Below are 22904 nucleotides of genomic sequence, written 5' to 3' on the forward strand. Positions count from 1 at the left end.
GATGGCGATGCGGCGAGCGGTGGTGGCGGCGACGGCGCTGATGCTGGGCGGCTGCATCCCCCGGATGGAACCGCCCAACGATTACGGTCGGCCCGCACCGCCGCCGCCGGTCGACCGGAACCCACCGACCACCGACTTCACCCCGCATGACGAGGCCGTCGCGGCGCAAGGCCGATCGCCGACCCGGCCCGTCACCCGCGTCGCGGTGCCGGGTGCGGCCGTCCGCCCGCTCTGGGAAGCGCGGCCGGTCGAGGCGGATGCGCGGATCGTCGATGCGTCCACCTATGTCGTCCGGCCGGGCGACACGTTGCGCGGCATCGCCGAACGGACGGGTGCCGGCGTGGATGCGATCGCGCGCGCCAATGGCATCGCCGCGCCCGCCTATGTCGTCCGGGTCGGGCAGAGGCTGACCATTCCCGCCGGCCGCTACCACCTGGTCCGCACCGGCCAGACCGGCATCGCCATCGCCCGCGCCTATGGCGTCGAATGGTCGCGCATCGTCGCCGCCAACGCGCTGGAGGAACCCTATGTGTTGCGCGCGGGCCAGCGCATCCTGATCCCGGAGGCCGCCGCCGCGCCGGGCAGCCGCGCCGCCGAGCGCGCCGCCGCCTTCCAGCTCGATGTCGACGACATCCTGACCGGCGGCGAGCCGGCGCTGGCGAAGTATGCCGCACCCGCCAGGCCCGTCGCCCGGCCCAAAAAGCCCCTGCCCGCCACCGTGCCCGTCGCGCCGCCCAGGCAACTGGCCGGCGGCGGCTTCCTCTGGCCGGTCGACGGGCGGGTCGTCCGCCGCTTCGGGCCGGGACGCAGCGGCGAGCGTAACGACGGCATCAAGATCGCGGTGCCGCTGAGCACGCCGATCCGCGCGACCGCGGCCGGGGTCGTCGCCTATGCCGGCGACGGCATCGCGGCGCTGGGCGGCCTGATCATCATCAAGCATGGCGATGGCTGGACCAGCGTCTATGGCCATGCCGCCAAGCTGCTGGTCACGCGCGGACAGAGCGTGACTCGCGGACAGGTGATCGGCCTGTCGGGCGATACCGGCTTCGCCGACCAGCCCGAGCTGCATTTCGAACTGCGCAAGGGCCGCACCCCGGTCGACCCGCAGAGCCAGCTTCGCCGCTGATCCGCGCCTATTTCCGCTTCGTCTCCGGCATCGCCACCAGATAGAGGATCAGCCCGGCCCCGGCGATGGCGGCGAGCGTCAGGAAGCTGGCGGTATAGCCCGCCGCAACGATGATCGACCCGGCCAGCGTCGCCGACAGGGCCGCCCCCAGCCCCTGGGTCGTCGCCACTGCCCCCTGCGCGACGTTGAACCGACCGGATCCCTTGGTCAGGTCGGCGATCACCACCGGGAACAGCGCGCCGAAGATGCCCGCGCCCACGCCGTCCAGCGCCTGCACGCCGACCAGCCACCAGGCATCGTTCGAGACCGTGTAGAGCGCCCCGCGCGCCGCCAGGAAGGCGAAGCCGGTGAGGAAGATCGGCTTGGTCCCCCAGCGTTCGGCATGGCGGCCGACCAGGATCGCGACCGGCACCATCACCGCCTGCGCCGCGACGATGCAGGCGGCGGTCAGGGACGTGGCCTGGTCCTTGCCGACGGTGCGCGATAGCAACTGGCTGACCGAGGTCAGCATCGCCGCATTGGCGAGGTGGAATAGGAAGGCGATGACCGCGAAGATCAGTAGCGGCCGGTTCTCGAGCACGACCCGCCAGCCGCTGGGTTCCTCGCACCCCTCTTCCGGCTCGCAGTCCAGGCCGCGCGCGACCGCATTGTCGATATCCGCGTTGCGCAACCGCATCGCCGTGAACACGCTCGCCACGGTCAGCCCCGCCATCAGCCAGAAGACGACCACGGGCCCGAACTTCCACGCCAGCAGCCCCGCGAGCGCCGCCGACACCGCATTGCCGGCATGGTTGAACGCCTCGTTGCGGCCGACCCGCTTGGCGAACATCTTGGGGCCGACCAGACCCAGCGTGATGGCGGAAATGGCCGGCGCGAACACCGCCCCCGCCGCCGCCGCGACAGACTGGCCGATGGTGACGGCGGTGAAGCCGGAGACGATGGGCAGGGACAGGCTGCTGAGCGTCACCAGCAGGGCGGCGGCGATGACGATGCGCGGCTTGTTGCGGCTGCGGTCGATCAGCCCGCCGGCGGGGGTCTGCGCGATCAGCCCGACCAGCCCGGCGATGGTCAGCACCATGCCGACCGTCGCCTCGTTCCAGCCATGCGCCGGGCCCCGCACCGCGAGCAGGTAGATGGCCAGATACGGCCCCAGGCCATCGCGCACGTCCGCCAGGAAGAAGTTGAGCGCGTCGAGCGTACGGCCCGGCGGCCTGGGATGGGGGGCCGCGCCGCCGGAGCGGAGCGTTGCGGAAGCGGTCGCCATCACAAATCCTTCGAACAGGGGGAGAAGCCGGAAACGGTCAGCCGATCAGCAGTCGCGCGGCGAAGGCGGCGGCGAGCGCCGGGATCATCGTCACCGCGCCCACCTTCAGAAAACGGAGGAAGTCGACATCCTCCCCTTCGCGCCGGATCGCTTGGAGCCACAGGATCGTGGCGAGGGAGCCGGTGATCGACAGGTTCGGCCCCAGATCGACCGCGATCAGCAGCATGTCGACGACCAGCCGGGGCGGATGCGCCTGCGCCACGGCGGTACTGGCGATCAGCCCGGCGGGCAGGTTGTTGACCAGGTTCGACCCGAAGGCGAGAATCGTGCCCGAGGTGACGGCCGCGCGCGCCGGGTCCGCCGTCGCCGCATCGCGCAGGGCGGCGGCGATCATGCCGATCACCCCGGTCCGGTCCAGCGCCTCGACCAGCACGAACAGACCCGCGACCAGCGGCAGCACGCTCCACGACACGTCGCGCACCACGCCGAGCGGCGAACGCCGCCCCAGCATCGCCACCGCCAGCGTCGTCGCGACGCCGGCCAGCGCGGTCGGCAGGCCGAGCGGCCGGTCGAGCGCCGACACCAGGAGCAGCAGCCCCGCCGTGCCGACGATCCCCGCCAGCGCCGCGCGCCCGCCGCCGGTCAGCGGCGTCCGCTCGACATCCGACGTGCAGTCGCCCGCGATCCGCGACCGCTCCGCCCAGCGCAACGCCAGGAAGGTCACGACGATCGCCGCCAGCGACGGCAGCGCGAACGAGCCGAACCAGGCACCCAGCGCCGGCATATGCCCGCCATAGAGCACCAGATTGGCCGGGTTGGAGATGGGCAGCACGAAGCTGGCGGCATTGGCGATCAGCGCGCAGGCGAACAGCAGCGGCAACGGATCGGCCTTGGCCTTGCGCGCGGCCGCATAGACGGCGGGGGTCAGCACCACGGCGGTCGCGTCGTTGGACAGGAAGCTGGTGGTGACGATGCCGGTCGCATAGACCAGCAGGAACAGGCGCGGTGTCGACCCGCGCGCATGGATCGCCGCCGTCGCCGCCACCCAGTCGAACAGCCCCTGTTGCCGCGCCGTCTCGCTCAGCAGCATCATGCCGATCAGGAAGAGATAGACGTCCATCCCCTCGCCCACCGCATGGAGCGCGGCACCGGGCGGCATCAGCCCCAGCAGCAGCAGCAGCGCGGCTCCCGCCACCGCCCAGATCGCCTCCGGCCAGCGGAACGGTCGCGCGATCACGCCCGCCGTCGACAGGGCGCAGATGCCCCAGGTCGCCCCCGTTGCCAGGATCATGCGACGGTCGCCGCATGGGCGCGGGATCGAGCGGTACGAATGGCACAGTCCTCCGTTCAGTTCGGTCGATCACCGGCCGGGTCCGCCGGCTCCTCGCCCGGCGACGCGCGCAAGGCAAATGCAAGCAGGCGACCGAAGACGGCGCGACGCACGGGTCTTGGCAGGCAGGGAAACGCATCGGCACCGTCATCCCATCGGGTGGGTGCAGAACCCGGTGCCGGCGACATCGCTCCCGTCATTTGCATGAAGAATCTGTCATGTCGCAAGAACATGGACTACTCTTGCCGGCAAGGCCGATTATTACGTCATCATTGCTGACTATACTGGTCCGTTACTGCCGGCCGCTCATCTCCGCACCCGCATCGGGGGCGAAACGGCGATTGACGAAGAGCGCCGTGAGCGAGATCGCGGTGACCGCCAAGAAGGCGGTGGTGAAATCCGGAAAGGCCGGCCGCACATGGCCCCGCGCCAGCATCGACAGATGCAGCACCAGCGCCGCGACGCAGATGCCCAGCGACAGCATCAATTGCTGGAAGGTGGCGTAGAAGCTCGTCGCCACGCTCATCCGCCGCTTGTCGATCTGGTCATAGGCGATCGTGTTGTAGGCAGTGAACTGGAAGGACATGAGGAAGCCGGATACCACCAACACCGCGAACATCGCCGCCACCGGCCAGTCCGGCCGGAACAGGCCGCACAGCGCATAGCTGCACGCCGACAGCACGCCGATCACGATCAGGCTGGAGCGGAAGCCGAAGCGGCGCAGGATGCGCCGGGCGACGCCCTTCATCCCGAACGATCCGATCGCGGTCGCCACGGTGATCAGGCCACTCTGAGCCGCGCTCATGCCGAAGCCGATCTGCATCATCAGCGGCAACAGGAAGGGTTGCGCGCCCTGGGTGATCCGGGTCAGCGATCCGCCCATGACCGACAGGCGGAAGGTCGGCACGCGCAGCAGCGACAGGTCGAGGATCGGATGGGCGACGCGGCGGGCGTGGCGCAGGTAGAACCATCCGGCCACCAGTCCGATCCCGATCAGTGGCGCCGCCACCACGCCGCCGCCCGCCCGGCTCGCCATCTCGAAGCCGAACAACAGGCAACCGAGCGCGACGCCCGAGAGCAGGAAGCCAACCGGGTCGAAGGGATGCGCATCCGTCTCCCGGATGTCGGCGATGAAGCGCCCGACCAGGATCACGCCCAGCACGCCGATCGGCAGGTTGAGCCAGAAGATCCAGCGCCAGTCGAGATAGGTGACGATGAAACCGCCCACCGGCGGTCCGACGATCGGCCCAATCAGGGCGGGCATGATCAGCCAGGACATGGCCGACACCATGTCGCGCTTGGCCACCGACCGAAGGAGCACCAGCCGCCCGACCGGCATCATCATCGCGCCGCCGATCCCCTGGACGAAACGCGCCGCCGCCATCATCGGCAGCGTCGGCGACAGGCCGCACGCCAGCGAGCCGCACATGAACAGGACGATCGCCAGCCGGAACACCAGCTTCGCGCCATAGCGGTCCGCCATCGTGCCCGAGGCCGGGATGAACACGGCCAGCGCCAGCAGATAGGAAGTGAGCGCGATGCTCATCTCCGGCGCGCGCACGCCGAAATCGCGTGCCATGGTCGGCAGCGCGGTCGCCAGCACGGTCGCGTCGAGATTCTCCATGAACATCGCGCAGGCGATGATCAGCGCGACGGTGCGATAGTTGCGGCTAGGCGGCTCGACCGGATCATGTTCGGGCGTCTGGGCGACGCCATTGGCGGCGGGCACGATGCCGTCGCGCATCTCGGCATGGACCGAGGCGATGCCGCGCCGGCGCGGACGTAGACGATCGATCAGATTCAGCGCCCGGACTCCTTTGCCATTCGGCGGCCGCTCATGCCGGGTCCGCCCCGTCGAGCGCCTGTTGCAGCCGCTCGATCACCTGGATGGCGGCGTCGAGCGCCGCGTCGTCGATCCCGGCGAAGACCCGGGCGCGCACCGCGACCGACCGCTCCTCCGCCCGCATCGCCAGGTCGTGCCCGGCCGGGGTCAGATGCAGCGTCTTGGCGCGGCGATCGACGGGATCGGGACGCCGCTCGACCAACCCGGCCCGCTCGATCCGTTCGACCAGCGGCACCATGGTCGGCCCCTCGACGCCGAGCCGCTCGGCCAGCGCGCCCTGACGCACGCCGTCCGCCATCCGGCCGAGCAACATCACCGCCAGCGCGGTCGAATGCGACAGCGACAGGCCCGCCAGTTCGCGGTCGAGGTGCTGGCGGTAGGCGCGCGCCACCGGCACCAGGCCAGTCGCGAGCCGCCGCTCTTTGGCGGATCGCCTCGTCGTCATCGCGGATAGATAGGACGCTAAGCAATGCCGGGCAAGCCGCATGGCGTGCGGCTTGCCCATGTTCCTGCCGCAGCTTGCTGACCTCGCTCAGATAGTTTGGCCGGACACGCGGGTCCGCGACGGACGTTCTACGCGCATGGTCGCAGAGAGTTCGACATGCATATCCATCACCTGAATTGCGGCACCGACTGTCCGCTGGGCGGCGCACTGTTCGACGGACGCAGCGCGGGGCCGCTCGGACATCTCGTCTGCCACTGCCTGTTGATCGAGACGGAGGCGCATGGGCTGGTGCTGGTCGATACCGGCTATGGCCTGCGCGACGTGGCGCATCCGCATCGCCACCCCGAACCCCGCATCACCCTGCCCTGGCGCCTGATGCTCAACATCCGCCTGCGCGAGCGCGAGACGGCGATCCGCCAGGTCGAGGCGCTGGGCTATCGGGCCAGCGACGTGCGCCACATCATCGCCACCCACCTCGATTTCGACCATGCTGGCGGGCTGGACGATTTCCCCCATGCCACCGTCCATGTCATGCAGCGCGAATATGATGATGCCACCGGCCCGCACCACGGGATCGTCGCGCGCAACCGCTGGCGGGCCCGGCAACTCGATGGCGTGGGCGACTGGCGGCGCTACGGCGCGCGGGGCGAGGCGTGGTTCGGCTTCGATGCGGTGCGTGATCTGGACGGCCTGCCCCCGGAAATCCTGATGGTGCCGTTGCCCGGTCACACCTGGGGCCATGCCGGAGTGGCGATCCGGCGGGATGACGGCGGCTGGTTGCTCCATGCCGGCGACGCCTATTTCTACCGGGGCGAGATGCGGCGGGTGCGGCGGCATTGCACGCCGGGCCTGCGCGCCTATCAGCGGTTGATGGAGGTCGATGCGACGCAGCGGCTGCGCAACCAGGAACGATTGCGGCGGCTATCGGTCGAGCGACGCGGCGAAGTGACGGTCACCTGCACCCATGATCCGGTCGAACTGGACCATTGCCAGGCGGGCCAGCCGCTCTGACGCGATCAGGCTGCGGCGAATTGCTCGCGCAGGTCGGTCAGCGTCGCGGCGATATGCTGGGCCAGCATCGCCTCCAGCCCCGCCGCGTCGCGCGCCAGCCACAGATCGAGCAGCGCGCGATGCTCCTGATGCGCGCGCGACTCCCGCCCGGCGGGCTGGAGATGGGCGATGACATAGCGTTCCGCGAGGATCGACAGCCGCTCGATCATCTGCGTGGTCAACGGACGATTGGCCGGCCTCACCATCGCGATGTGGAAGTCGCGGTTGCGCACCGCCATCTCGCCCAGGTCCGATCCGAAGGCGCGATCCAACCGGTCGAACGCCGCCTCCGCCTCGGCCTGCGCCGGAGCATCGGCGACCAGCGCGGCATGGGCGGCCGCGGCGGGTTCGATGGCCAGACGCATCGCATAGATTTCGTCCGCTTGCTCGGCGGACATGGGCTGGATGAAATAGCCGCGATTGGCCTGGCTGACGAGCAGGCCCTCCTGCTCCAGCCGGCCCAGCGCCTCGCGCAGCGGAATCTTGCTGACGCCGAGCTGGGCCGCCAGCGCATCCTGCCGGATCGGCAGGTTCGTCGCCAACCGCCCGGTCACGATCTGCTCCCGGACGATCTCGAACACCCGCTCGGACAGGGTGCGGACGACGATACTGGACATGAAAAGGCTACTCCGATGACGATAAGGGCGTCGGGCTGGCCAAGGCCATCCCGCGACACGTCGCGGCGGAACCTTTTCAGAATGATGCCTCGCAATCAATCGCATTATCAGATTTTTGGTAGCGATAGCATCGACTTACCGTATACGATAAAAGTAGCGGGGCGGCTGTTCGACCGCCCCGCCCCCCCTCATCCGAGCCTCAGATCAGAAGCGGAAGCCGTAGCTCGCGACGACCTGATGGCGGTCGGTGTCCACGTCGAACGCGCCGCTGGTGCCGCCGTCCGAATAGTTGACCCGGCCGCTGCCATAGTTCGAATAGCGATACTCGATCTTGGCATAGCTGTTGCTGCTCAGCGCATGCTCGGCACCCGCGCCCACGCGCCAGCCGTCCAGCTTGAAGCTGGTGTCGGTCGAGGTGTTGGTGTTGCCCGCCAGCACGTTCAGCTTGGCATTGGTGTAACCGCCCTTGACGTAGAGCAACGTCGTCGGGCTGGCGAGGATACCGGCGCGGACACCGGCATAGAGGTCACGACCCGCCTTCACCCGGCCATAGCCGAAATCCTGGGTATAGTCGTAGCGGTCGCTCTTCGCGGTCGAGCCGGTGATCTCGCCCTCGGCGCCCAGCACCACGCCGCCTGCGGTCGCGATGTCGTAGCCGATGCCACCGCCATAGACGAGGCCGTCGATGTTGCGGTGCGACTCGCCGGTGCCCTGCGCGTTGCTGCCGGCGGCGACGTGATCCCAACCCAGCGTCGCTTCGACGCGCGGACCGGTGAAGGTCGGATTGACCTCCTGAGCGAACGCCGGGGCAGCCACGAGAACACAGGCGACACTCGCCACGGCAAGACGCTTACGCATAATAGAACTCCATATACTTCGAGACCCGCTGTCGGGCTCGCCAGGCTCAATGACCGAAAAGCCAAGTCGCTGCATGAACCTCAGATAAACGTTTTAAAGTGTTGCACCGACGCAACAGAATTTGCGATGGTCCCATGAGCTTTACGATGGCTGAATATTTTCAGGCAGAATTATGGCGAACATTCGACATCGCGGTCGATCAAGCGACATCGGCCTCGCCGCGCATCCCGTAACTGGGTGTCGAAATTTTCATGCCGACGTCATCTTGCGGCGCCGACCGACGATGAACGAAAACGGCCGGCGTCACGGGGACGCCGGCCGTTCTCTGTTCGGCAAGGTCCGATCCGTCGAAACGGATCGGTCGCGCGCTTACTTGCGCAGCGTGAGACCGCCGCCGAAACGCTTGTTGAAGCGTGCGACCTGGCCGCCCGCGTCCAGCATCTGGCCACGACCACCGGTCCAGGCCGGGTGTGCCAGCGGATCGATTTCCAGCGTCATCGTGTCGCCTTCCTTGCCCCAGGTGGAGCGGGTCTCGTACACGGTGCCGTCCGTCATCTGGACCTTGATCATGTGATAGTCGGGGTGGGTATCGGCCTTCATCGTCTATGCTCCTGGCATGGCTGGTTCCGACCAGCCTGAAAGAGAAGGGCGCGCCCTACACGGACGCGCCCGAATTGGCAATGGATGGATCGTCCGGCCTCAGGCGGCGGGCGGATCGGCGATCATCGCGGTGAAGTTCGCCTCCGCCACGACCGCGCCGTCGATCTTGGCGACGCCGGCGAACTTGCAGGCGCGCGTCCGCTTCTGGACGAATTGCACCTCCAGATGGAGGAGGACGCCGGGTTCCACGGGCTTGCGGAACTTCACGCCGTCGATCGTCATGAAATAGACGAGCTTGCCCGAATTGGCCAAGCCGAGGCTCTCCACCGCCAGGACGCCCGCGGCCTGCGCCAGCGCCTCGACGATCAGCACGCCCGGCATGATCGGACGGCCGGGATAATGGCCCTGGAAGAAGCCCTCGTTGATCGTCACCGCCTTTACCGCGCGGATCGACGTGTCGAGGACCAGTTCCTCGACACGATCGACCAGCAGCATCGGATAGCGATGCGGGATCGCCGCCATGACCCGCGTGACGTCCAGCGGGCCGAGCACGGCGGCCGTCTCCGTCTCGCTCATCGGCCGGCGGGTTGCGCCGGACGCGCGGCCGGAGCGGCGGCGGGGGCGGCAGCGGCGGACGCGCCTTGCTGTTGGCCCGGCTGCCAGTTGGCGGGCGGCGTGACGCTGACGGTCGGGACCAGGCGATCCAGCTCGGTGGTGATCGCGCTGGTCACGTCGGCGGCCGGGCCGGCGAACAGCACCGCGTCCGGGCGGACCAGCATCGACACGTTGCGCGCGCGCACCACGGCCTGCACCGCGTCGGGCAGCTTGGCGGAGATCTGCTCGATCGCATAGGCCTGGGCGCGCTGCGCCGGCAGGGTGATGCGCTGGATCTCGGCCTGGGCCGCCTGCTCGCGGGTCTGGATCGTGGTGGCCTGCTGCTGCAGCGACGCCTGGTTGGCGTTGGGCGCGGCGCGCGCGGTGTTGAACGCGGTCACCAGCGGCTGCAGTTCCTTGCCCACCGCCTGGCGGCGCGCCTCGGCCTGGTCGAGCTGCGCCTTGTATGTCGTCTCGATCTGGGTGCGGGCGGTGGCCCAGGCGCGCGATGCGCCGATCGCCTGCTCGGGATTGGCGACCGCCACGGTCTGCGCCTGCGCCGCCACCGGGGCCGCAACGGGAGCGACCAGCGCGGCCGCGAGAAGAAGCGTCTTGAAACGGGTCATCAGAACTGCGTCCCTACGTTGAAGGTGATAAGCTTGTTGTCGTCGCCCTTCTGCTTGATCAGCGCCTTGGCGATATCGATGCGCAAGGGACCGAAAGGCGAAGTCCAGTTGACGCCGAAGCCGACCGTCAGGCGCGGCTTGGCGGAATTGCCGAGGAACTCCTCCACATAGGGAGTACCGCGAATTGGTTGGTTCGGCGTGGTCCCGATGCAGGTTCCCGGGGTATTGGTATCGGGCAGGCCAGCGGCACAGGTCGTGGTGATCGTCGTCGGCGCACCGTTCGAACCCGTGGTGGTGGCGATGTAACTTCCCGTCAGCGGCCCGAGGAACGTCGGCGAACCATCGGCATTGACGCCCGGCTGCCCCGTCTTGGGATCGATATAGCGATCGAACGTCTGGTTGATGATCGGCCGCGTGATGCCGAACAGGCTGCCGACCTGCGCGTAGATGGACGGCCGCAGGCCGAGCTCACGCGCACCCGAACCCAACGGAATCTCGAGTTCCGCGCGCGCCAGATAATAGGCGCGCCCGCCAAGCGCGTCGTCGAACCCGTCATTCCGCTGGGTCGACAGAAGCTGTGCACCCGACGCCGGGTCGCCTGTGGTCAGGTTGGTCCGGCGGATACGCGGACCCACGCCGCGAATGTCGAAGCCGCGGAAGTTCGGCTCGCCCAGATAGAAGCGGTCGATGATCCGCACCGGATCGATGCCCGGGCCCCGGCTCTTCTCCAGCGAGTGGATGTAACCGCCCTCGCCCAGCGTCGAGAAGACGAAGCCCTTGCCCAAGCCCCAATATTTCGCGCCCTTGAACTGGCCACGGACGTATTTGACGTCGCCGCCCAGGCCCGCGAAGTCGACGCTGAACGAAAGACTATGCCCGGCGGTCGGACGGAGACCCGAGTTGAGGCTGTTGTAGAGCAGCGAGGTGCCGATCGACGAGGTCCAGCGATTGCCGAGCTGCTCGCACAGATAGCGCCCGACCTGCGCCGGATTGCACTGCCCGTTGGTGAGCAGGCTCGAGTCCAGGCCCACCTCGTCATAGGACAGGCCATAGCGACCCGACAGCGACCAATATTCCGTCAGCGGCACGCCCGACCGGACCTGGAAGCCGGTCGACACCTGATTGTAGGTGGTGTTCCGGTCGCCATTGTTCGTGAAGTTGAACGCGTTGTAATCGCGCCGGAACACATCGACGCCGACCGCGATGTTCTTGTCGAACAGATAGGGTTCGGTGAAGCCCGCCTCGATCGACTTGGAATAGGCGGAGTAATTGACGCCCAGCCGCAGCTCCTGGCCCTTGCCACGGAAATTCTGCTGCGAGATGTTCGCCTGGATGATGAACCGCTCAAGGCTGGAATAACCGGCCGACAGCTGGAGCTGCCCGGTCGGCTTCTCCTCCACCGGCGCTTCGAGCAGGATGCGGTCGGGCGCGGAACCGGGGCTGCGCTTGATCTCGAACTTGTCCTGGAAGAAGCCGAGCGAGTTGATGCGGTCCTGCGAGCGCTTGATCTGGAAGTCGTTGAACGCGTCGCCCTCGGCCAGACGCATCTCGCGGCGGATCACCTTGTCCTGCGTCTGCGTATTGCCGTTGATGTCGATCCGCTCGACATAGGTGCGCTGCGCCTGGCCGATGTGGAAGTTGATCCCCATCGTCAGCGTCTCGGGATCGCGCTGGAACTCCGGCTCCACGTCGGTGAAGGCATAGCCGAACAGGCCGGCGGTCTGGCTCAGCTTGTCGACCGAGTCCTCGACCATCTTGGCGTTGTACCAGTCGCCCTTCTTCATCGGCAGGCCAGCGGCCAGCGCCTTGTTGTCGAAGTCGCGGATTTCGCTGTCGACGGTCACGTCGCCGAATTTGTAGCGCTTCCCCTCTTCGACCACATAGGTGATGATGAAGTCGCGCTTGTCCGGGGTCAGCTCCGCCACCGCCGAGGTAACGCGGAAATCGGCATAGCCCTGGGTCAGGTAGAATTGCCGCAGCTTCTGCTGGTCGTAGTTCAGCCGGTCCTGGTCGTAGCTGGTGTTCGACGACAGCAAGCGGAACCAGCGCGACTGCTTGGTCGCCATCTGCCCGCGCAGCTCGTCGTCGCTGAACTTCTCATTGCCCAGGATGTTGATCTGGCGGACCTTGGACTTTGCGCCCTCGGTGATCTCGAACACGATATCGACGCGGTTCTGGTCGAGGCTGACCATCTTCGGCTCGACCACGGCGGCGAAACGACCCTGGCGACGATACAGCTCGATGATCCGCGACACGTCGGCGCGCACCGCCGTCCGCGTGAAGATCTGGCGGGGCGCGAGCTTGATCTCCTTCTGGATCTTGTCGCTCTTGATCGCCTTGTTGCCCTCCAGGATCACCCGGTTGATGATCGGGTTCTCGCGGATGCGCAGGACGATATTGCCCGTCTCGACGCCCGAGATGGAGAAGTCGGCGAACAGCTCGGACGCCTGCAGATCCTTCAGCGCCTGGTCGAGCGTCTCCGCCGTATAGGGGATGCCGACACGCAGCTTGGTGTAGGACAGCACCGTTTCCGGCTCGATCCGCTGGGAACCCTCGACGCGCAGCGACTTGATGGTGCCGGCGGCGTCGGGAGCGACCGCCTGCGGCGCGGCGGGCGTGCCCTGCGGGATCGAGACGCGCGGGCCCTGCGCCTCGCGGGCGGCAGCCCCACGCGGCTGGGCCGGGGCCCGTTGCGCCAGCACCGGCGTGCCGGCCAGCATGGTCGTCGCCAGCAGCGTCGCGCCGATCGCTGCGACCTTGGAACCGTTATTCGTCACGCACCCACCCCGAGAAAACAGAAAAGCGACCCCCGGCCGTTGCGGCCCCTGCCCGAGTCCGGTCACCCGATCAAGCCGGCGATACCGCGCCACAGGCCGAACTTGCCCAGATCGTTGAAGGTCACCAGGACCATCAGGGCCAACAGCGCCGCCAGACCACCGCGAAACGCCCATTCCTGCGCCGCCGGACCGACCGGGCGTCGCCGCACCGCCTCGATCGCATAGAAGAACAGATGGCCGCCATCCAGCATCGGCACTGGCAGAAGATTGATGAACCCCAGATTGATCGACACCATCGCGATCAGCCAGACAAAGGCGGGCCAGCCGAGCGACATCTGCTCGCCCGATACCTTGGCGATCTGGAGCGGGCCGCCCAGTTCGTCGACCGAGCGGCGGCCGGTGATGATCTGGCCCAGCGTATCGATGGTCGAGCGGACGATCGCCACCACCTGCGACGCGCCCTCGACGGGTGCCCGCAGCAGCGACACCGGTTCATAGTGCGCGGGCGGGCTGGCGATGCCGAGTCGGCCGATGCGGAACTGGTTGCCGAACCGGTCGCTCTGCCGCGTCTCGCCGATCCTCAGGGTCAGCGGCCGTGCCGCCGCCTCGCCGCCGCCCCGCACCACCATGGCGGTGACGGTCGCGCCGGGCCGCAGGATCGCATATTGGGCCAGGTCGCCGAAATCGTCCATCTGCCGGCCGTTGATCGACAGGATGCGATCACCGGGGGCAAGGCCGGCGGCGGCGGCCGGGCTGCCCTGCACCACCGCGCCCACCACCGGCGGCGCGGTGCGCACGCCATAGAGATAGGCGAAGCCCGCCAGAATCAGGATCGCCGCCAGGAAATTGACCAAAGGCCCCGCCGCGACCACGATCGCGCGCTGCCACACCGGCTTGGCCTGGAAGGTGCGGCTCCGCTCCTCGGGCGGCAGCGACAGCCATTCGGCGCTGGGCTGGCTGGCCGGGTTCATGTCACCCGCGAACTTCACATAGCCGCCGAGCGGCAGCCAGCCGAGCTTCCAGCGGGTCCCGCGCCGATCGGTCCAGCCCGCCACCTCGCGGCCGAACCCGATCGAGAAGGCCTCCGCCTTGATCCCGAACCAGCGGCCGGCGAGATAATGACCCATTTCGTGGATGAACACGAGCGGGCCGATCACCGCCACGAAGGCGATCAGGGTCAGGGGGATACCAGGGGCATCGATCAAGCTGCAGCATCCTTCAGGCCTGCCGTCGCCTGCCTTCTCGCCTCGGCATCGATCGCGAGCACCGCGTCGAGCGTCGCCGGCGCAGGCGGGTCGTAGCGATCCAGCGTATCCGATACGATTGCGGCAATTTCGAGGAAGCCGATCCGCCCGGCCAGGAAGGCCGCCACCGCCACCTCGTTCGCGGCGTTCAGGATCGCCGGTCGCGCCCCACCCGCATCGAGCGCCGCGCGCGCCAGCGCCAGCGCCGGGAAGCGGACCGGATCGGGCGCCTCGAACTCCAGCCGGCCGATCGCCACCAGGTCGAGCGGCGCCATCGGCGTCGCCATCCGCTTGGGCCAGGCCAGGCAGTGCGCGATCGGCACCCGCATGTCCGAGGGACCGAGCTGCGCCAGCGTCGAGCCGTCGCGATATTCGACCAGGCTGTGGATCACCGACTGGGGATGGACGACGATCTCGATCCGGTCGGGATCGATCGGGAACAGCCGTGCCGCCTCGATCAGTTCCAGCCCCTTGTTCATCATCGTCGCGCTGTCGACGGAGATTTTCGCTCCCATCGACCAATTCGGATGCGCCACCGCCTGCGCCGGCGTCACCGCGCGCATCGCGTCGAGCGTGGCGGCACGGAAGGGCCCGCCACTGGCGGTCAGGATGATGCGGCGGACATCGGCCATGTCTTGTCCCGCCAGGCACTGGAAGATCGCATTATGCTCGCTGTCGCAGGGCAGCAGCGTCGCCCCATGCGCCGCGGCATAAGCCAGGATCACCTCGCCCGCCGATACCAGCGGCTCCTTGTTGGCGAGCACCACCGTCGTGCCTTGCGCGACCGCGGCCATGACCGGCTCCAACCCCGCACAGCCGACGATCGCCGCCATGGTCCAGTCGACCGGCCGCGCCGCCGCCTCGATCACCGCCGCGCGGCCACCGGCGACCTCGATATCGGTATCGGCCAGCGCCTCGCGCAGGGCGGGCAGGCAGCGTTCGTCCGCGACGACCGCCAGTTCGGCATGGGTGCGCCGGGCGGCGGCGGCCAGTTTGGCGACGTCGCAATTGGCGGTCAGCGCGCGGACGCGGAACCGGTCCGGCTCGCGTTCGACCAGGTCGAGCGTCGATGTGCCGATCGAGCCGGTCGCACCCAGGATGGAGACGGTCTTCATGACAGGAACTGCGGCAGGATCACGAGCAGCGCCGCGACCGGCGCAGTCGGCACCACGCCGTCCAGCCGGTCCATCACGCCGCCATGGCCGGGCAGGATATGCCCCGAATCCTTGACGCCGGCACGACGCTTGAGCGCGCTTTCATATAGATCACCCATCTGCGCCAGCACCGCCAGCAGCGGGGTCGCCGCGACCAGCCGCCAGGGCAGGTCATACGCCCCGTGCATCGCCGCCGCGAACAGGGTCGCCAGCGTGACGCCACCGATCAGGCCCGACCAGGTCTTGGCCGGACTGATCCGCGGCGCGAGCTTCGGCCCGCCGATCGTGCGCCCCGCGAAGAACGCGCCGATATCGGTCGCCCAGACCAGCGCCATCGCCCAAAGCGCATAGACCAGCCCGTCCTCGTGCCGCCGGAGCGCGACCAGCGCCAGCACCGGCAATCCGCAATAAAGGGTGCCGAGCGCCAGTTGCCGCTTGCCGGTGACGATCACCAGGAAGAAGGCGGCGCCGAACAGCAAACCCAGCGAGAAGAAGTCGTGGACCTCCAGCACCAGGGAGGCTGGCGCCATCACGGCCAGCGGCACGCTGAGCGCGAACTGGCCCATGCGCTTGGCCCGGGCATCGACGCCGGTCAGATCGGCCCATTCGGCCATCATGAACAGGGCGACCACCACGGTCAGCAGCCAGAAGGCGATCCCGCCCAGCACCAGCGCGAGCATCGCCACCGCGATCATCGCGACGCTGGCGATCATGCGCAGCCGCAGGTTGGAAGGAGTCCGCAGCTTCGAATCGGGTGTGTCGGGCAGCAGGCCTGGCGGCAGATCGGGGATCGGGGTCACAAGCCTCCAAAACGGCGTTGGCGTCGCCCGAACACCGCTACCGCCTCCGCCAGCGCCTCGCCATCGAAATCCGGCCAGAGCGTGTCGACGAACAGGAGTTCGGCATACGCCGCTTGCCACAAAAGAAAATTGGACAAGCGCTGCTCGCCAGAAGTGCGGATGATCAGGTCGAGCGGCGGCAGTTCCGCCGTCTCCAGCTCGGCCGCGATCGCGGCCTCGTCGATCTGATCGGCCGGCAGCTTCGCCGCCGCGCGCCGGGCCGCCGCCGCCAGTTCGGCCTGCGCGCCGTAATTGAGCGCGATCACCAGCAGCGGGCCGCTATTGCCCGCCGTCCGCGCGATGGCGTCATCGACCAGCTTCACCAGGTCGGGCGTAAAGGCGCGGTAGTCGCCGATCACGCGCAACCGGACATTCTCGCGCGCCAGCTCGGCCAGGTCGGAGCGGATGAAGAGGCGCAACAGCCCCATCAGGTCGCCCACTTCCTGTGCCGGCCGCCGCCAATTCTCCGAGGAGAAGGCGTAGAGCGTCAGCGCCTCGATCCCCATGGCGCGGGCGGCGCGGGTAACGCGGCGCACCGCCTCCACCCCCGCCTTGTGCCCGGCCAGGCGCGGCAGATGGCGCTGCTTGGCCCAGCGGCCATTGCCGTCCATGATGATGGCGACATGGCGCGGCACCGCCGCGCCATGCGGCACGACGGCGAGCGCGGGCGCGGTGCTCATGCCCCCGCCCCCGCCGCCATCGGGCCGCGACCGGAGAGACGCGTCGCCGCGATCACTTGCCCAGGATTTCCTTCTCCTTCGACGACGACACCGAATCGATGTCGGCGATCGTGGCGTCGGTGATCTTCTGCAGCTCGGTCTCGTGGCGCTTGCGCTCGTCCTCGCCGAACACGTTCTTCTTCTCGTCGGCCTTCAGGCTGTCCATGCCGTCGCGACGCACGTTGCGCGCGGCGATCCGGGCCTTTTCCGCATATTGGCTGGCCAGCTTGGCCAGCTCCTTGCGGCGCTCCTCGGTCAGATCGGGGATGGGCAGGCGCAGCGTCTGGCCGTCGTTGATCGGGTTGAGGCCGAGGCCGGCCGAGCGGATCGCCTTTTCGACGGGGCTGACGTTCGACTTGTCCCAGACCTGCACCGACAGCATCCGCGGCTCGGGCGCGGACACGGTCGCGACCTGGCTGAGCGGCATATGGCTGCCATAGACCTCGACCGTCACCGGATCGAGCAGGGTGGTCGAGGCGCGGCCGGTGCGCAGGCCGCCCAGATCGTGGCGCAGCGATTCGACGGCACCGGTCATGCGGCGCTGGATATCGGCCTTGTCATAGGCAGCCATCACTTGTTCTCCTGGGTCTGTACGGTCGTCGAAATGCCATTCCCCGACAGCACGGCAGCGAAATTGCCATGTTCGCGGATGTTGAAGACGACGATGGGGATGTTGTTGTCGCGGCACAATGCCACGGCGGATGCGTCCATGACCTTCAGGTCGTCGGACAGCACCCGGTTGAAGCTGACGGTGTCGTAGCGGGTCGCCGTCGGCACCTTCTTCGGATCGGCGTCATAGACGCCGTCGACGCTGGTGCCCTTGAACAGCGCGTCGCACTTCATCTCGGCGGCGCGCAGCGCGGCACCCGAGTCGGTGGTGAAGAAGGGCGAGCCGACGCCGGCGGCGAAGATCACCACGCGGCCCTTTTCCAGATGGCGCTCGGCGCGGCGGCGGATGAACGGCTCGCAGACGCTGGCCATCGGGATCGCCGACTGGACGCGGGTGTCGACGCCGATCTGCTCCAGCGCGTTCTGCACGGCCAGCGCGTTCATCACGGTCGCCAGCATGCCCATATAGTCGGCGGTCGCCCGCTCGATGCCCTTGGCGGCGGCGGACAGGCCACGGAAGATGTTGCCGCCGCCGACGACGATGCAGAGTTCATAACCCTGGGCGCGGACGTCGGCGATCTCCTGCGCGACGCGGGCGGTGACGACGGGATCGATGGCCAGGCCACCTTCGCCCATCAGGACCTCGCCCGAGAGTTTCAGCAGGATACGGTTGTAGCGCGGTGCGGTCATGCGTCTCGATTTGTCGGGGGTGGAAGCGGCGCGGACCTTAGGCGCGCACCGCTGGCGGGGCAACCGCTTCGCGATGCTCGCGTGCGGGCGGTGATGTGATGAATCGGTGCAGGAGGAAGCGCGCCTCTTCTTTCTTCCTCCTGCCTTGCGAAGGCCGGGGCCCAGTTGGGGGACGATGGTGACGATGGGCATTGCTCCGTTGCAACCACCTTTCCAACTGGGCCCCGGCCTTCGCCGGGGAACAGGAGGTGGGAAAGAGAACAACACGAATTTTCCTTCTCGGCTTCCCGCGACCATCTTTCTTTCCGCCTCCGCCCGAACCACGACCCACAAGCAAAGGGCGGAGGTGGCCCGAAAGCCACCCCCGCCCCTAAGTTCAGCCGTTCCGCCCGGACAGGCGGACGCGAGCCGTTACGCCGCCGGCTTGGCCTGCGGCACGCCCGAGGCCGCCGCGACTTCGGCGGCGAAGTCGGACGCTTCCTTCTCGATGCCCTCGCCCAGCTGGAAGCGGACATAGTCCTTCAGCACGATGGTCGCGCCGGCGTCCTTGCCAGCCTTGGCCACCACGTCGCTGATCTTGGTCTTGCCGTCCATCACGAACAGCTGGCTGACCAACGCATGCTCCTTGCGGTACTTGGCGATGCCGCCCTCGACCATCTTCGCGATGATGTCGGCGGGCTTGCCCGACTCGGCGGCCTTCTCAGTCGCGATCGCGCGCTCGCGCTCGATCTCGGCCTCGTCCAGGTCCGCTTCGTTCAGCGCCTTGGGGAACGCGGCCGCGATGTGCATCGCCAGCTGCTTGCCGAGCGACTGCAGCACCTCGTCCGACGCCTCGGACTCGAGCGCGACGAGCACGCCGATCTTGCCCATGCCCGGCGCCTGCGCATTGTGGACATAGGACACGACCGCGCCCTTGCTCACTTCCAGGCGCTTCGAGCGGCGCAGCGACTGGTTCTCGCCGATCGTCGCGACGTTGTTGGTCAGCGTCTCCTCGACGGTCTTGCCCGACGGCATCGCCTGGCCCTTCAGCGCCTCGATGTCGTCGCCGCTGTTGAGCGCGATCTCGGTCACTTCACGGACGAACTGCTGGAACTGGTCGTTCTTGGCGACGAAATCCGTCTCCGAGTTGACCTCCACCGCCGCGCCGCGCGTGCCCGACGTCGCGACGCCGACCAGCCCCTCGGCCGCGGTGCGGCTCGACTTCTTGGCGGCGGCCGCCAGGCCCTTGGTGCGCAGCCAGTCCATCGCCGCGTCCATGTCGCCGCCGGTCTCGTTCAGCGCCTTCTTGCAGTCCATCATGCCCGCGCCGCTCTTCTCGCGCAGATCCTTGACCATCGCTGCCGTGATATCGGCCATGTTATCGATCCTCTTGTCCGAATGTGAGTGCGGGCGGGGCGGAGCGTTCCGCCCTGCCCCGCCCGCTAGAAGCCGTACGTGACGATTATGCGTCGATCTGGCGCTCGGCCTCGACCGCCTGGTCGGCATTAGCGTCGCCGACGATCGGGTCGGTGCTCAGCGCCGCTTCCGACGGCGGCTCGGCCATCGCGCCCATGTCGACGCCGCGGCGCTGCTGCTGCTCCTGGCCACCGCGGGTCGCAGCGATCGCGATCGCCTCGCAATACAGGCGGATGGCGCGGCTGGCGTCGTCGTTCGCCGGCACCGGGAAGGCGATGCCGTCCGGCGACACGTTCGAGTCGAGGATGGCCACGACCGGGATGCCGAGCGTGTTGGCTTCCTTGATCGCCAGCTCTTCCTTGTTGGCGTCGATCACGAACATCACGTCCGGGATGCCGCCCATGTCGCGGATGCCGCCGAGCGACAGTTCCAGCTTGTCGCGCTCACGGGTGAGCTGCAGCACTTCCTTCTTGGTGAGGCCGGCGGTGTTGCCCGACAGCTGCTCTTCGAGCGCCTTCATGCGCTTGATCGAGTTGGAGATCGTCTTCCAGTTGGTGAGCATGCCGCCCAGCCAGCGGTGGTTGACGAAATGCTGGCCGGCGCGACGCGCGGCGTCGGCGACGGGCTCCTGCGCCTGGCGCTTGGTGCCGACGAACAGCACCTTGCCGCCCTGCGCCACGGTCTGCGACACGAATTCGAGGGCGCGCGCGAAGAGCGGCACGGTCTGCGACAGATCGAGGATGTGGACGCCGTTGCGGTCGCCGAAGATGTAGGGCTTCATCTTCGGGTTCCAGCGGTGGGTCTGGTGGCCGAAGTGCGCGCCGGTCTCGATGAGCTGCTGCATGGTGACGACAGGAGCCGCCATAATGAATATCCTTCCGGTTGTTCCTCTGGGAAGCGGATGACGCGAGGGCTCGAAGCCATGCGCACCGGTGTGTGATGCTTCCCATGCGGGGTTGAGGCGCGCCGCTTAGTCGAACATCGTCCGAAACGCAACCATCCGTGCCGCGGCCCCGTCACGAGCCGCGATGATCCGCCTTTGTTCCGGACGCTTGACATGCGGAACGAAGGTGGAACATAACCGCTTCATCAGGGGAACGGGATTCGTCATGCCGCACCAGCGGGGCGCATTATCCGATCGCGGCAACCTAGGTGTATGCACATCCAGGAACCGCCCTCTGGCTGATAGGTTAGCATCGATCGATGGTCGACTGATGCGATACGGGAGGCGGACATGGTGGCAGTGATGAGCATGGTGGTGTTCGCGGGCGCATTCGCCCTGTCCGCGTCGGTGATCGCGTTGGCGATCGGGCCGCAATGGCGGCGGATCGTGCGTCTGGCGATGGGCCAGGCCGACCATGGCTATGCGCCCCTACACCAGCTTGCGCTGGCGGAGCGGCGCATCGCCGTCAGGCGGTGGGCGTCGAACCCGGTCCCCGCGCCCCTGCGCCGGCTGCACGAAGCCGCTTGACCCGTTCGTAGCTGACCATGCTGAACGGGATCAGGATCAGATAGAGCGACGCGATCAGGCTGAGCGTCGGCCAGGGCAAGGTGATCAGCGCCGCGCCGAGCAGCACCACCAACGCCAGCGCCTCAAACCGGATGTTCCGGCGGAGGCGCAGCGACTTCCAGGAGAAGGTCGCGATGCTCGACACCATCAGCAGCGCGATGAAGATCGCCCAAGGCGCGACGAAATAGGGCGACGACAGGAACGGCACGTCCACCCAGAGCGACAGCATCAGCGGCAGCAGGGCCAGCCCCGCGCCCGCCGGTGCGGGTACGCCGGTCAGGAAGCCGGCCGACTTGTGCGGCTGCTCCTTCTCGTCGATCAGCGCATTGAAGCGAGCGAGACGCAATGCGCAGAACACCGCCAGCACCAAAGCGGCCATCCAGCCGAAACGCGGATAGGCGGATAGCGACCAGAGATAGAGGATCAGCGCGGGCGCCACGCCGAAGCTGATCGCGTCGGATAGCGAATCGAGCTCCGCGCCGAACCGGCTTTCGCCATGCAACAGGCGGGCGATCCGGCCATCGATACCGTCGAGCACGCCCGCGACCATGATCATCGCGACGGCGCGTTCGAAGTCATGGCCGATCGCGAACCGCACCCCCGACAGGCCCGAACACAGCGCGAGCGCGGTGACGGCATTGGGGGCGACCGCGCGCAAGGGGATGCCGCCATGCGGGCGGCGGAAACGACCGGTCCGGCGCGGCGCGATCGGATCGCCCGGCTCGAGGGATGCGGGATCGCTCACCGGCGGCCGCTCACTGCGCGATGCCCTGCACCGGCACGCCGCCGACCCGGCCGATGATCGTCTCTCCCGCGACCGACCGCTGGCCCAGCGCGACCTGTGGCGCGCAATCGTCGGGCAGGAACACATCGACGCGGCTGCCGAACCGGATCAGGCCGATCCGCTGGCCCGCCGCGACCATGTCGCCGGGCTTGGTGAAGGCGACGATGCGGCGCGCGACCAGGCCGGCGATCTGGGTGAAGCCGATCTTGCGACCGTCGCGGCCCTCGACCACGAAATGCTGGCGCTCATTCTCGTCCGACGCCTTGTCGAGATCGGCGTTGAAGAACTTGCCGGAGATATAGACGACCTGGCGGATGGTGCCGGCGATCGGCGTACGATTGATGTGCACGTCGAACACCGACATGAAGATCGACACGCGCACCATCGGCGCGTCGCCCAGCTCGCCGACCAGCTCGCGCGGCACGGGCACCCGCTGGATCATCGTCACCAGCCCGTCGGCGGGCGCGACGATCAGGCCCTCGCCCTGCGGCGTGGTGCGGATCGGATCACGGAAGAAGGTGGCGACCCAGGCGGTGACGCCCAGCATCGGCCAGAACAGCACCTTGCTGATGATCGTCAGCAGCAGGGTGATGCCGAGCGCGATGGCGGTGTATTTCCGGCCTTCGGGATGGACGGCCGGGAAGCGCCACTTGACGGTGGTCGTCACGACCGGCGGTTTTTCGAGGGATGGCATCGGCTTCTCCTACCCCTGTGGCATCCAAGTGACAATGCGGAACGCCCCTTGTCCCTGCCCGAAGGGCCGGGGCGGCGCAGCGGACGGGCATTGCGGTCGCCGGACACACATCCTAGACGCCTGCCCATCCACTTTC

The 22904-nt window shown here is 68.0% G+C and carries 23 protein-coding genes; 3 read left to right on the forward strand and 20 right to left on the reverse strand.

All coding sequences use genetic code 11. The features are described 5' to 3' along the window. Position 1: 1 nt before the first annotated feature. A complete protein-coding gene (locus BRX43_RS01855) occupies positions 2 to 1126 on the forward strand; it encodes a M23 family metallopeptidase (RefSeq protein ID WP_125993133.1) in 1125 nt (374 codons plus the stop codon). A gap of 7 nt (positions 1127 to 1133) precedes the next feature. Here the strand turns inward: BRX43_RS01855 and BRX43_RS01860 are convergent, their stop codons facing one another. From BRX43_RS01860 to BRX43_RS01875, 4 genes are all read right to left on the reverse strand, one after another. Then, positions 1134 to 2390: an MFS transporter gene (locus tag BRX43_RS01860; protein ID WP_125993134.1), complete on the reverse strand. Its 1257-nt coding sequence runs from the start codon at positions 2388 to 2390 to the stop codon at positions 1134 to 1136. Positions 2391 to 2427: 37 nt separating this feature from the next. Beyond that, positions 2428 to 3681 (reverse strand): arsenic transporter, encoded by a 1254-nt coding sequence (locus tag BRX43_RS01865; protein WP_125993135.1) that lies wholly within the window; start codon positions 3679 to 3681, stop codon positions 2428 to 2430. Between the two features lie 331 nt (positions 3682 to 4012). Then, on the reverse strand, positions 4013 to 5464 hold the full coding sequence (locus BRX43_RS01870) for an MDR family MFS transporter (protein ID WP_125993136.1): 1452 nt from the start codon (positions 5462 to 5464) through the stop codon (positions 4013 to 4015). A gap of 91 nt (positions 5465 to 5555) precedes the next feature. After that, the gene (locus BRX43_RS01875) at positions 5556 to 6008 is read right to left on the reverse strand and encodes a MarR family transcriptional regulator (protein WP_125993137.1); all 453 of its coding nucleotides are present in this window, start codon (positions 6006 to 6008) and stop codon (positions 5556 to 5558) included. Between the two features lie 156 nt (positions 6009 to 6164). Between BRX43_RS01875 and BRX43_RS01880 the strand changes: the two genes are divergently transcribed. Continuing rightward, a complete protein-coding gene (locus tag BRX43_RS01880) occupies positions 6165 to 7019 on the forward strand; it encodes an MBL fold metallo-hydrolase (protein ID WP_125993138.1) in 855 nt (284 codons plus the stop codon). A gap of 5 nt (positions 7020 to 7024) precedes the next feature. Here BRX43_RS01880 and BRX43_RS01885 read toward each other — a convergent pair whose 3' ends face one another. From BRX43_RS01885 to rpsB, 14 genes are all read right to left on the reverse strand, one after another. Then, entirely contained in the window at positions 7025 to 7675 is a 651-nt protein-coding gene (locus BRX43_RS01885) for a GntR family transcriptional regulator (RefSeq protein ID WP_125993139.1), read from the reverse strand. Positions 7676 to 7879: 204 nt separating this feature from the next. Beyond that, complete coding sequence (locus tag BRX43_RS01890) at positions 7880 to 8533, reverse strand: porin family protein (protein WP_125993140.1); 654 nt, start codon at positions 8531 to 8533, stop codon at positions 7880 to 7882. 369 nt (positions 8534 to 8902) lie between these two features. Continuing rightward, positions 8903 to 9133, reverse strand: a complete 231-nt coding sequence (rpmE, locus tag BRX43_RS01895) for a 50S ribosomal protein L31 (protein WP_125993141.1) — start codon at positions 9131 to 9133, stop codon at positions 8903 to 8905. A gap of 99 nt (positions 9134 to 9232) precedes the next feature. After that, positions 9233 to 9709: a 3-hydroxyacyl-ACP dehydratase FabZ gene (gene fabZ, locus BRX43_RS01900; protein ID WP_125993142.1), complete on the reverse strand. Its 477-nt coding sequence runs from the start codon at positions 9707 to 9709 to the stop codon at positions 9233 to 9235. Next, complete coding sequence (locus BRX43_RS01905; RefSeq protein WP_125993143.1) at positions 9706 to 10353, reverse strand: OmpH family outer membrane protein; 648 nt, start codon at positions 10351 to 10353, stop codon at positions 9706 to 9708. Before BRX43_RS01905 ends, fabZ begins: the two co-directional genes overlap by 4 nt. After that, the gene (gene bamA, locus BRX43_RS01910) at positions 10353 to 13073 is read right to left on the reverse strand and encodes an outer membrane protein assembly factor BamA (protein ID WP_125993247.1); all 2721 of its coding nucleotides are present in this window, start codon (positions 13071 to 13073) and stop codon (positions 10353 to 10355) included. Before bamA ends, BRX43_RS01905 begins: the two co-directional genes overlap by 1 nt. A gap of 119 nt (positions 13074 to 13192) precedes the next feature. After that, entirely contained in the window at positions 13193 to 14335 is a 1143-nt protein-coding gene (locus tag BRX43_RS01915; RefSeq protein WP_125993144.1) for a M50 family metallopeptidase, read from the reverse strand. Continuing rightward, entirely contained in the window at positions 14332 to 15489 is a 1158-nt protein-coding gene (locus BRX43_RS01920; RefSeq protein ID WP_125993145.1) for a 1-deoxy-D-xylulose-5-phosphate reductoisomerase, read from the reverse strand. The genes BRX43_RS01915 and BRX43_RS01920 overlap by 4 nt, the downstream gene beginning before the upstream one ends. Further along, the gene (locus BRX43_RS01925) at positions 15486 to 16241 is read right to left on the reverse strand and encodes a phosphatidate cytidylyltransferase (protein ID WP_125993248.1); all 756 of its coding nucleotides are present in this window, start codon (positions 16239 to 16241) and stop codon (positions 15486 to 15488) included. The genes BRX43_RS01920 and BRX43_RS01925 overlap by 4 nt, the downstream gene beginning before the upstream one ends. Positions 16242 to 16324: 83 nt before the next feature. Beyond that, on the reverse strand, positions 16325 to 17047 hold the full coding sequence (uppS, locus tag BRX43_RS01930; RefSeq protein ID WP_125993146.1) for a polyprenyl diphosphate synthase: 723 nt from the start codon (positions 17045 to 17047) through the stop codon (positions 16325 to 16327). Positions 17048 to 17099: 52 nt separating this feature from the next. After that, positions 17100 to 17657: a ribosome recycling factor gene (gene frr / locus BRX43_RS01935; protein WP_125993147.1), complete on the reverse strand. Its 558-nt coding sequence runs from the start codon at positions 17655 to 17657 to the stop codon at positions 17100 to 17102. Then, positions 17657 to 18385 (reverse strand): UMP kinase, encoded by a 729-nt coding sequence (pyrH, locus tag BRX43_RS01940; protein WP_125993148.1) that lies wholly within the window; start codon positions 18383 to 18385, stop codon positions 17657 to 17659. Before pyrH ends, frr begins: the two co-directional genes overlap by 1 nt. A gap of 411 nt (positions 18386 to 18796) precedes the next feature. Further along, a complete protein-coding gene (gene tsf, locus BRX43_RS01945) occupies positions 18797 to 19741 on the reverse strand; it encodes a translation elongation factor Ts (RefSeq protein ID WP_125993149.1) in 945 nt (314 codons plus the stop codon). Between the two features lie 85 nt (positions 19742 to 19826). Further along, positions 19827 to 20645, reverse strand: a complete 819-nt coding sequence (gene rpsB / locus BRX43_RS01950; RefSeq protein WP_125993150.1) for a 30S ribosomal protein S2 — start codon at positions 20643 to 20645, stop codon at positions 19827 to 19829. A 369-nt stretch (positions 20646 to 21014) separates the two neighbouring features. On the opposite strand from rpsB, the gene BRX43_RS01955 reads away from it, so the two are divergent. Beyond that, the gene (locus BRX43_RS01955; RefSeq protein WP_125993151.1) at positions 21015 to 21251 is read left to right on the forward strand and encodes a hypothetical protein; all 237 of its coding nucleotides are present in this window, start codon (positions 21015 to 21017) and stop codon (positions 21249 to 21251) included. Here BRX43_RS01955 and pssA read toward each other — a convergent pair. Both pssA and BRX43_RS01965 read right to left on the reverse strand, forming a co-directional pair. Next, positions 21190 to 21999 carry a CDP-diacylglycerol--serine O-phosphatidyltransferase gene (gene pssA, locus BRX43_RS01960; protein WP_241214719.1) on the reverse strand — a complete coding sequence of 270 codons (810 nt, stop codon included), beginning with the start codon at positions 21997 to 21999 and terminating at the stop codon, positions 21190 to 21192. The genes BRX43_RS01955 and pssA overlap by 62 nt on opposite strands. Positions 22000 to 22045: 46 nt before the next feature. Further along, positions 22046 to 22768 carry a phosphatidylserine decarboxylase gene (locus BRX43_RS01965; protein WP_125993153.1) on the reverse strand — a complete coding sequence of 241 codons (723 nt, stop codon included), beginning with the start codon at positions 22766 to 22768 and terminating at the stop codon, positions 22046 to 22048. Between the last annotated feature and the right edge of the window lie 136 nt (positions 22769 to 22904).

Origin of the sequence: Sphingomonas sp. S-NIH.Pt15_0812, from assembly GCF_003951315.1 — a bacterium.
GTDB lineage: Bacteria > Pseudomonadota > Alphaproteobacteria > Sphingomonadales > Sphingomonadaceae > Sphingomonas.

Coding starts and splice junctions, on each gene's coding strand:
- BRX43_RS01855 (WP_125993133.1), top strand. CDS start 2: ATGGCGATGCGGCGAGCGGTGGTGGCGGCGACGGCGCTGATGCTGGGC.
- BRX43_RS01860 (WP_125993134.1), bottom strand. CDS start 2,390: ATGGCGACCGCTTCCGCAACGCTCCGCTCCGGCGGCGCGGCCCCCCAT.
- BRX43_RS01865 (WP_125993135.1), bottom strand. CDS start 3,681: ATGATCCTGGCAACGGGGGCGACCTGGGGCATCTGCGCCCTGTCGACG.
- BRX43_RS01870 (WP_125993136.1), bottom strand. CDS start 5,464: ATGCGCGACGGCATCGTGCCCGCCGCCAATGGCGTCGCCCAGACGCCC.
- BRX43_RS01875 (WP_125993137.1), bottom strand. CDS start 6,008: ATGACGACGAGGCGATCCGCCAAAGAGCGGCGGCTCGCGACTGGCCTG.
- BRX43_RS01880 (WP_125993138.1), top strand. CDS start 6,165: ATGCATATCCATCACCTGAATTGCGGCACCGACTGTCCGCTGGGCGGC.
- BRX43_RS01885 (WP_125993139.1), bottom strand. CDS start 7,675: ATGTCCAGTATCGTCGTCCGCACCCTGTCCGAGCGGGTGTTCGAGATC.
- BRX43_RS01890 (WP_125993140.1), bottom strand. CDS start 8,533: ATGCGTAAGCGTCTTGCCGTGGCGAGTGTCGCCTGTGTTCTCGTGGCT.
- rpmE (WP_125993141.1), bottom strand. CDS start 9,133: ATGAAGGCCGATACCCACCCCGACTATCACATGATCAAGGTCCAGATG.
- fabZ (WP_125993142.1), bottom strand. CDS start 9,709: ATGAGCGAGACGGAGACGGCCGCCGTGCTCGGCCCGCTGGACGTCACG.
- BRX43_RS01905 (WP_125993143.1), bottom strand. CDS start 10,353: ATGACCCGTTTCAAGACGCTTCTTCTCGCGGCCGCGCTGGTCGCTCCC.
- bamA (WP_125993247.1), bottom strand. CDS start 13,073: ATGCTGGCCGGCACGCCGGTGCTGGCGCAACGGGCCCCGGCCCAGCCG.
- BRX43_RS01920 (WP_125993145.1), bottom strand. CDS start 15,489: ATGAAGACCGTCTCCATCCTGGGTGCGACCGGCTCGATCGGCACATCG.
- BRX43_RS01925 (WP_125993248.1), bottom strand. CDS start 16,241: ATGATCGCCAGCGTCGCGATGATCGCGGTGGCGATGCTCGCGCTGGTG.
- uppS (WP_125993146.1), bottom strand. CDS start 17,047: ATGAGCACCGCGCCCGCGCTCGCCGTCGTGCCGCATGGCGCGGCGGTG.
- frr (WP_125993147.1), bottom strand. CDS start 17,657: ATGGCTGCCTATGACAAGGCCGATATCCAGCGCCGCATGACCGGTGCC.
- pyrH (WP_125993148.1), bottom strand. CDS start 18,385: ATGACCGCACCGCGCTACAACCGTATCCTGCTGAAACTCTCGGGCGAG.
- tsf (WP_125993149.1), bottom strand. CDS start 19,741: ATGGCCGATATCACGGCAGCGATGGTCAAGGATCTGCGCGAGAAGAGC.
- rpsB (WP_125993150.1), bottom strand. CDS start 20,645: ATGGCGGCTCCTGTCGTCACCATGCAGCAGCTCATCGAGACCGGCGCG.
- BRX43_RS01955 (WP_125993151.1), top strand. CDS start 21,015: ATGGTGGCAGTGATGAGCATGGTGGTGTTCGCGGGCGCATTCGCCCTG.
- BRX43_RS01965 (WP_125993153.1), bottom strand. CDS start 22,768: ATGCCATCCCTCGAAAAACCGCCGGTCGTGACGACCACCGTCAAGTGG.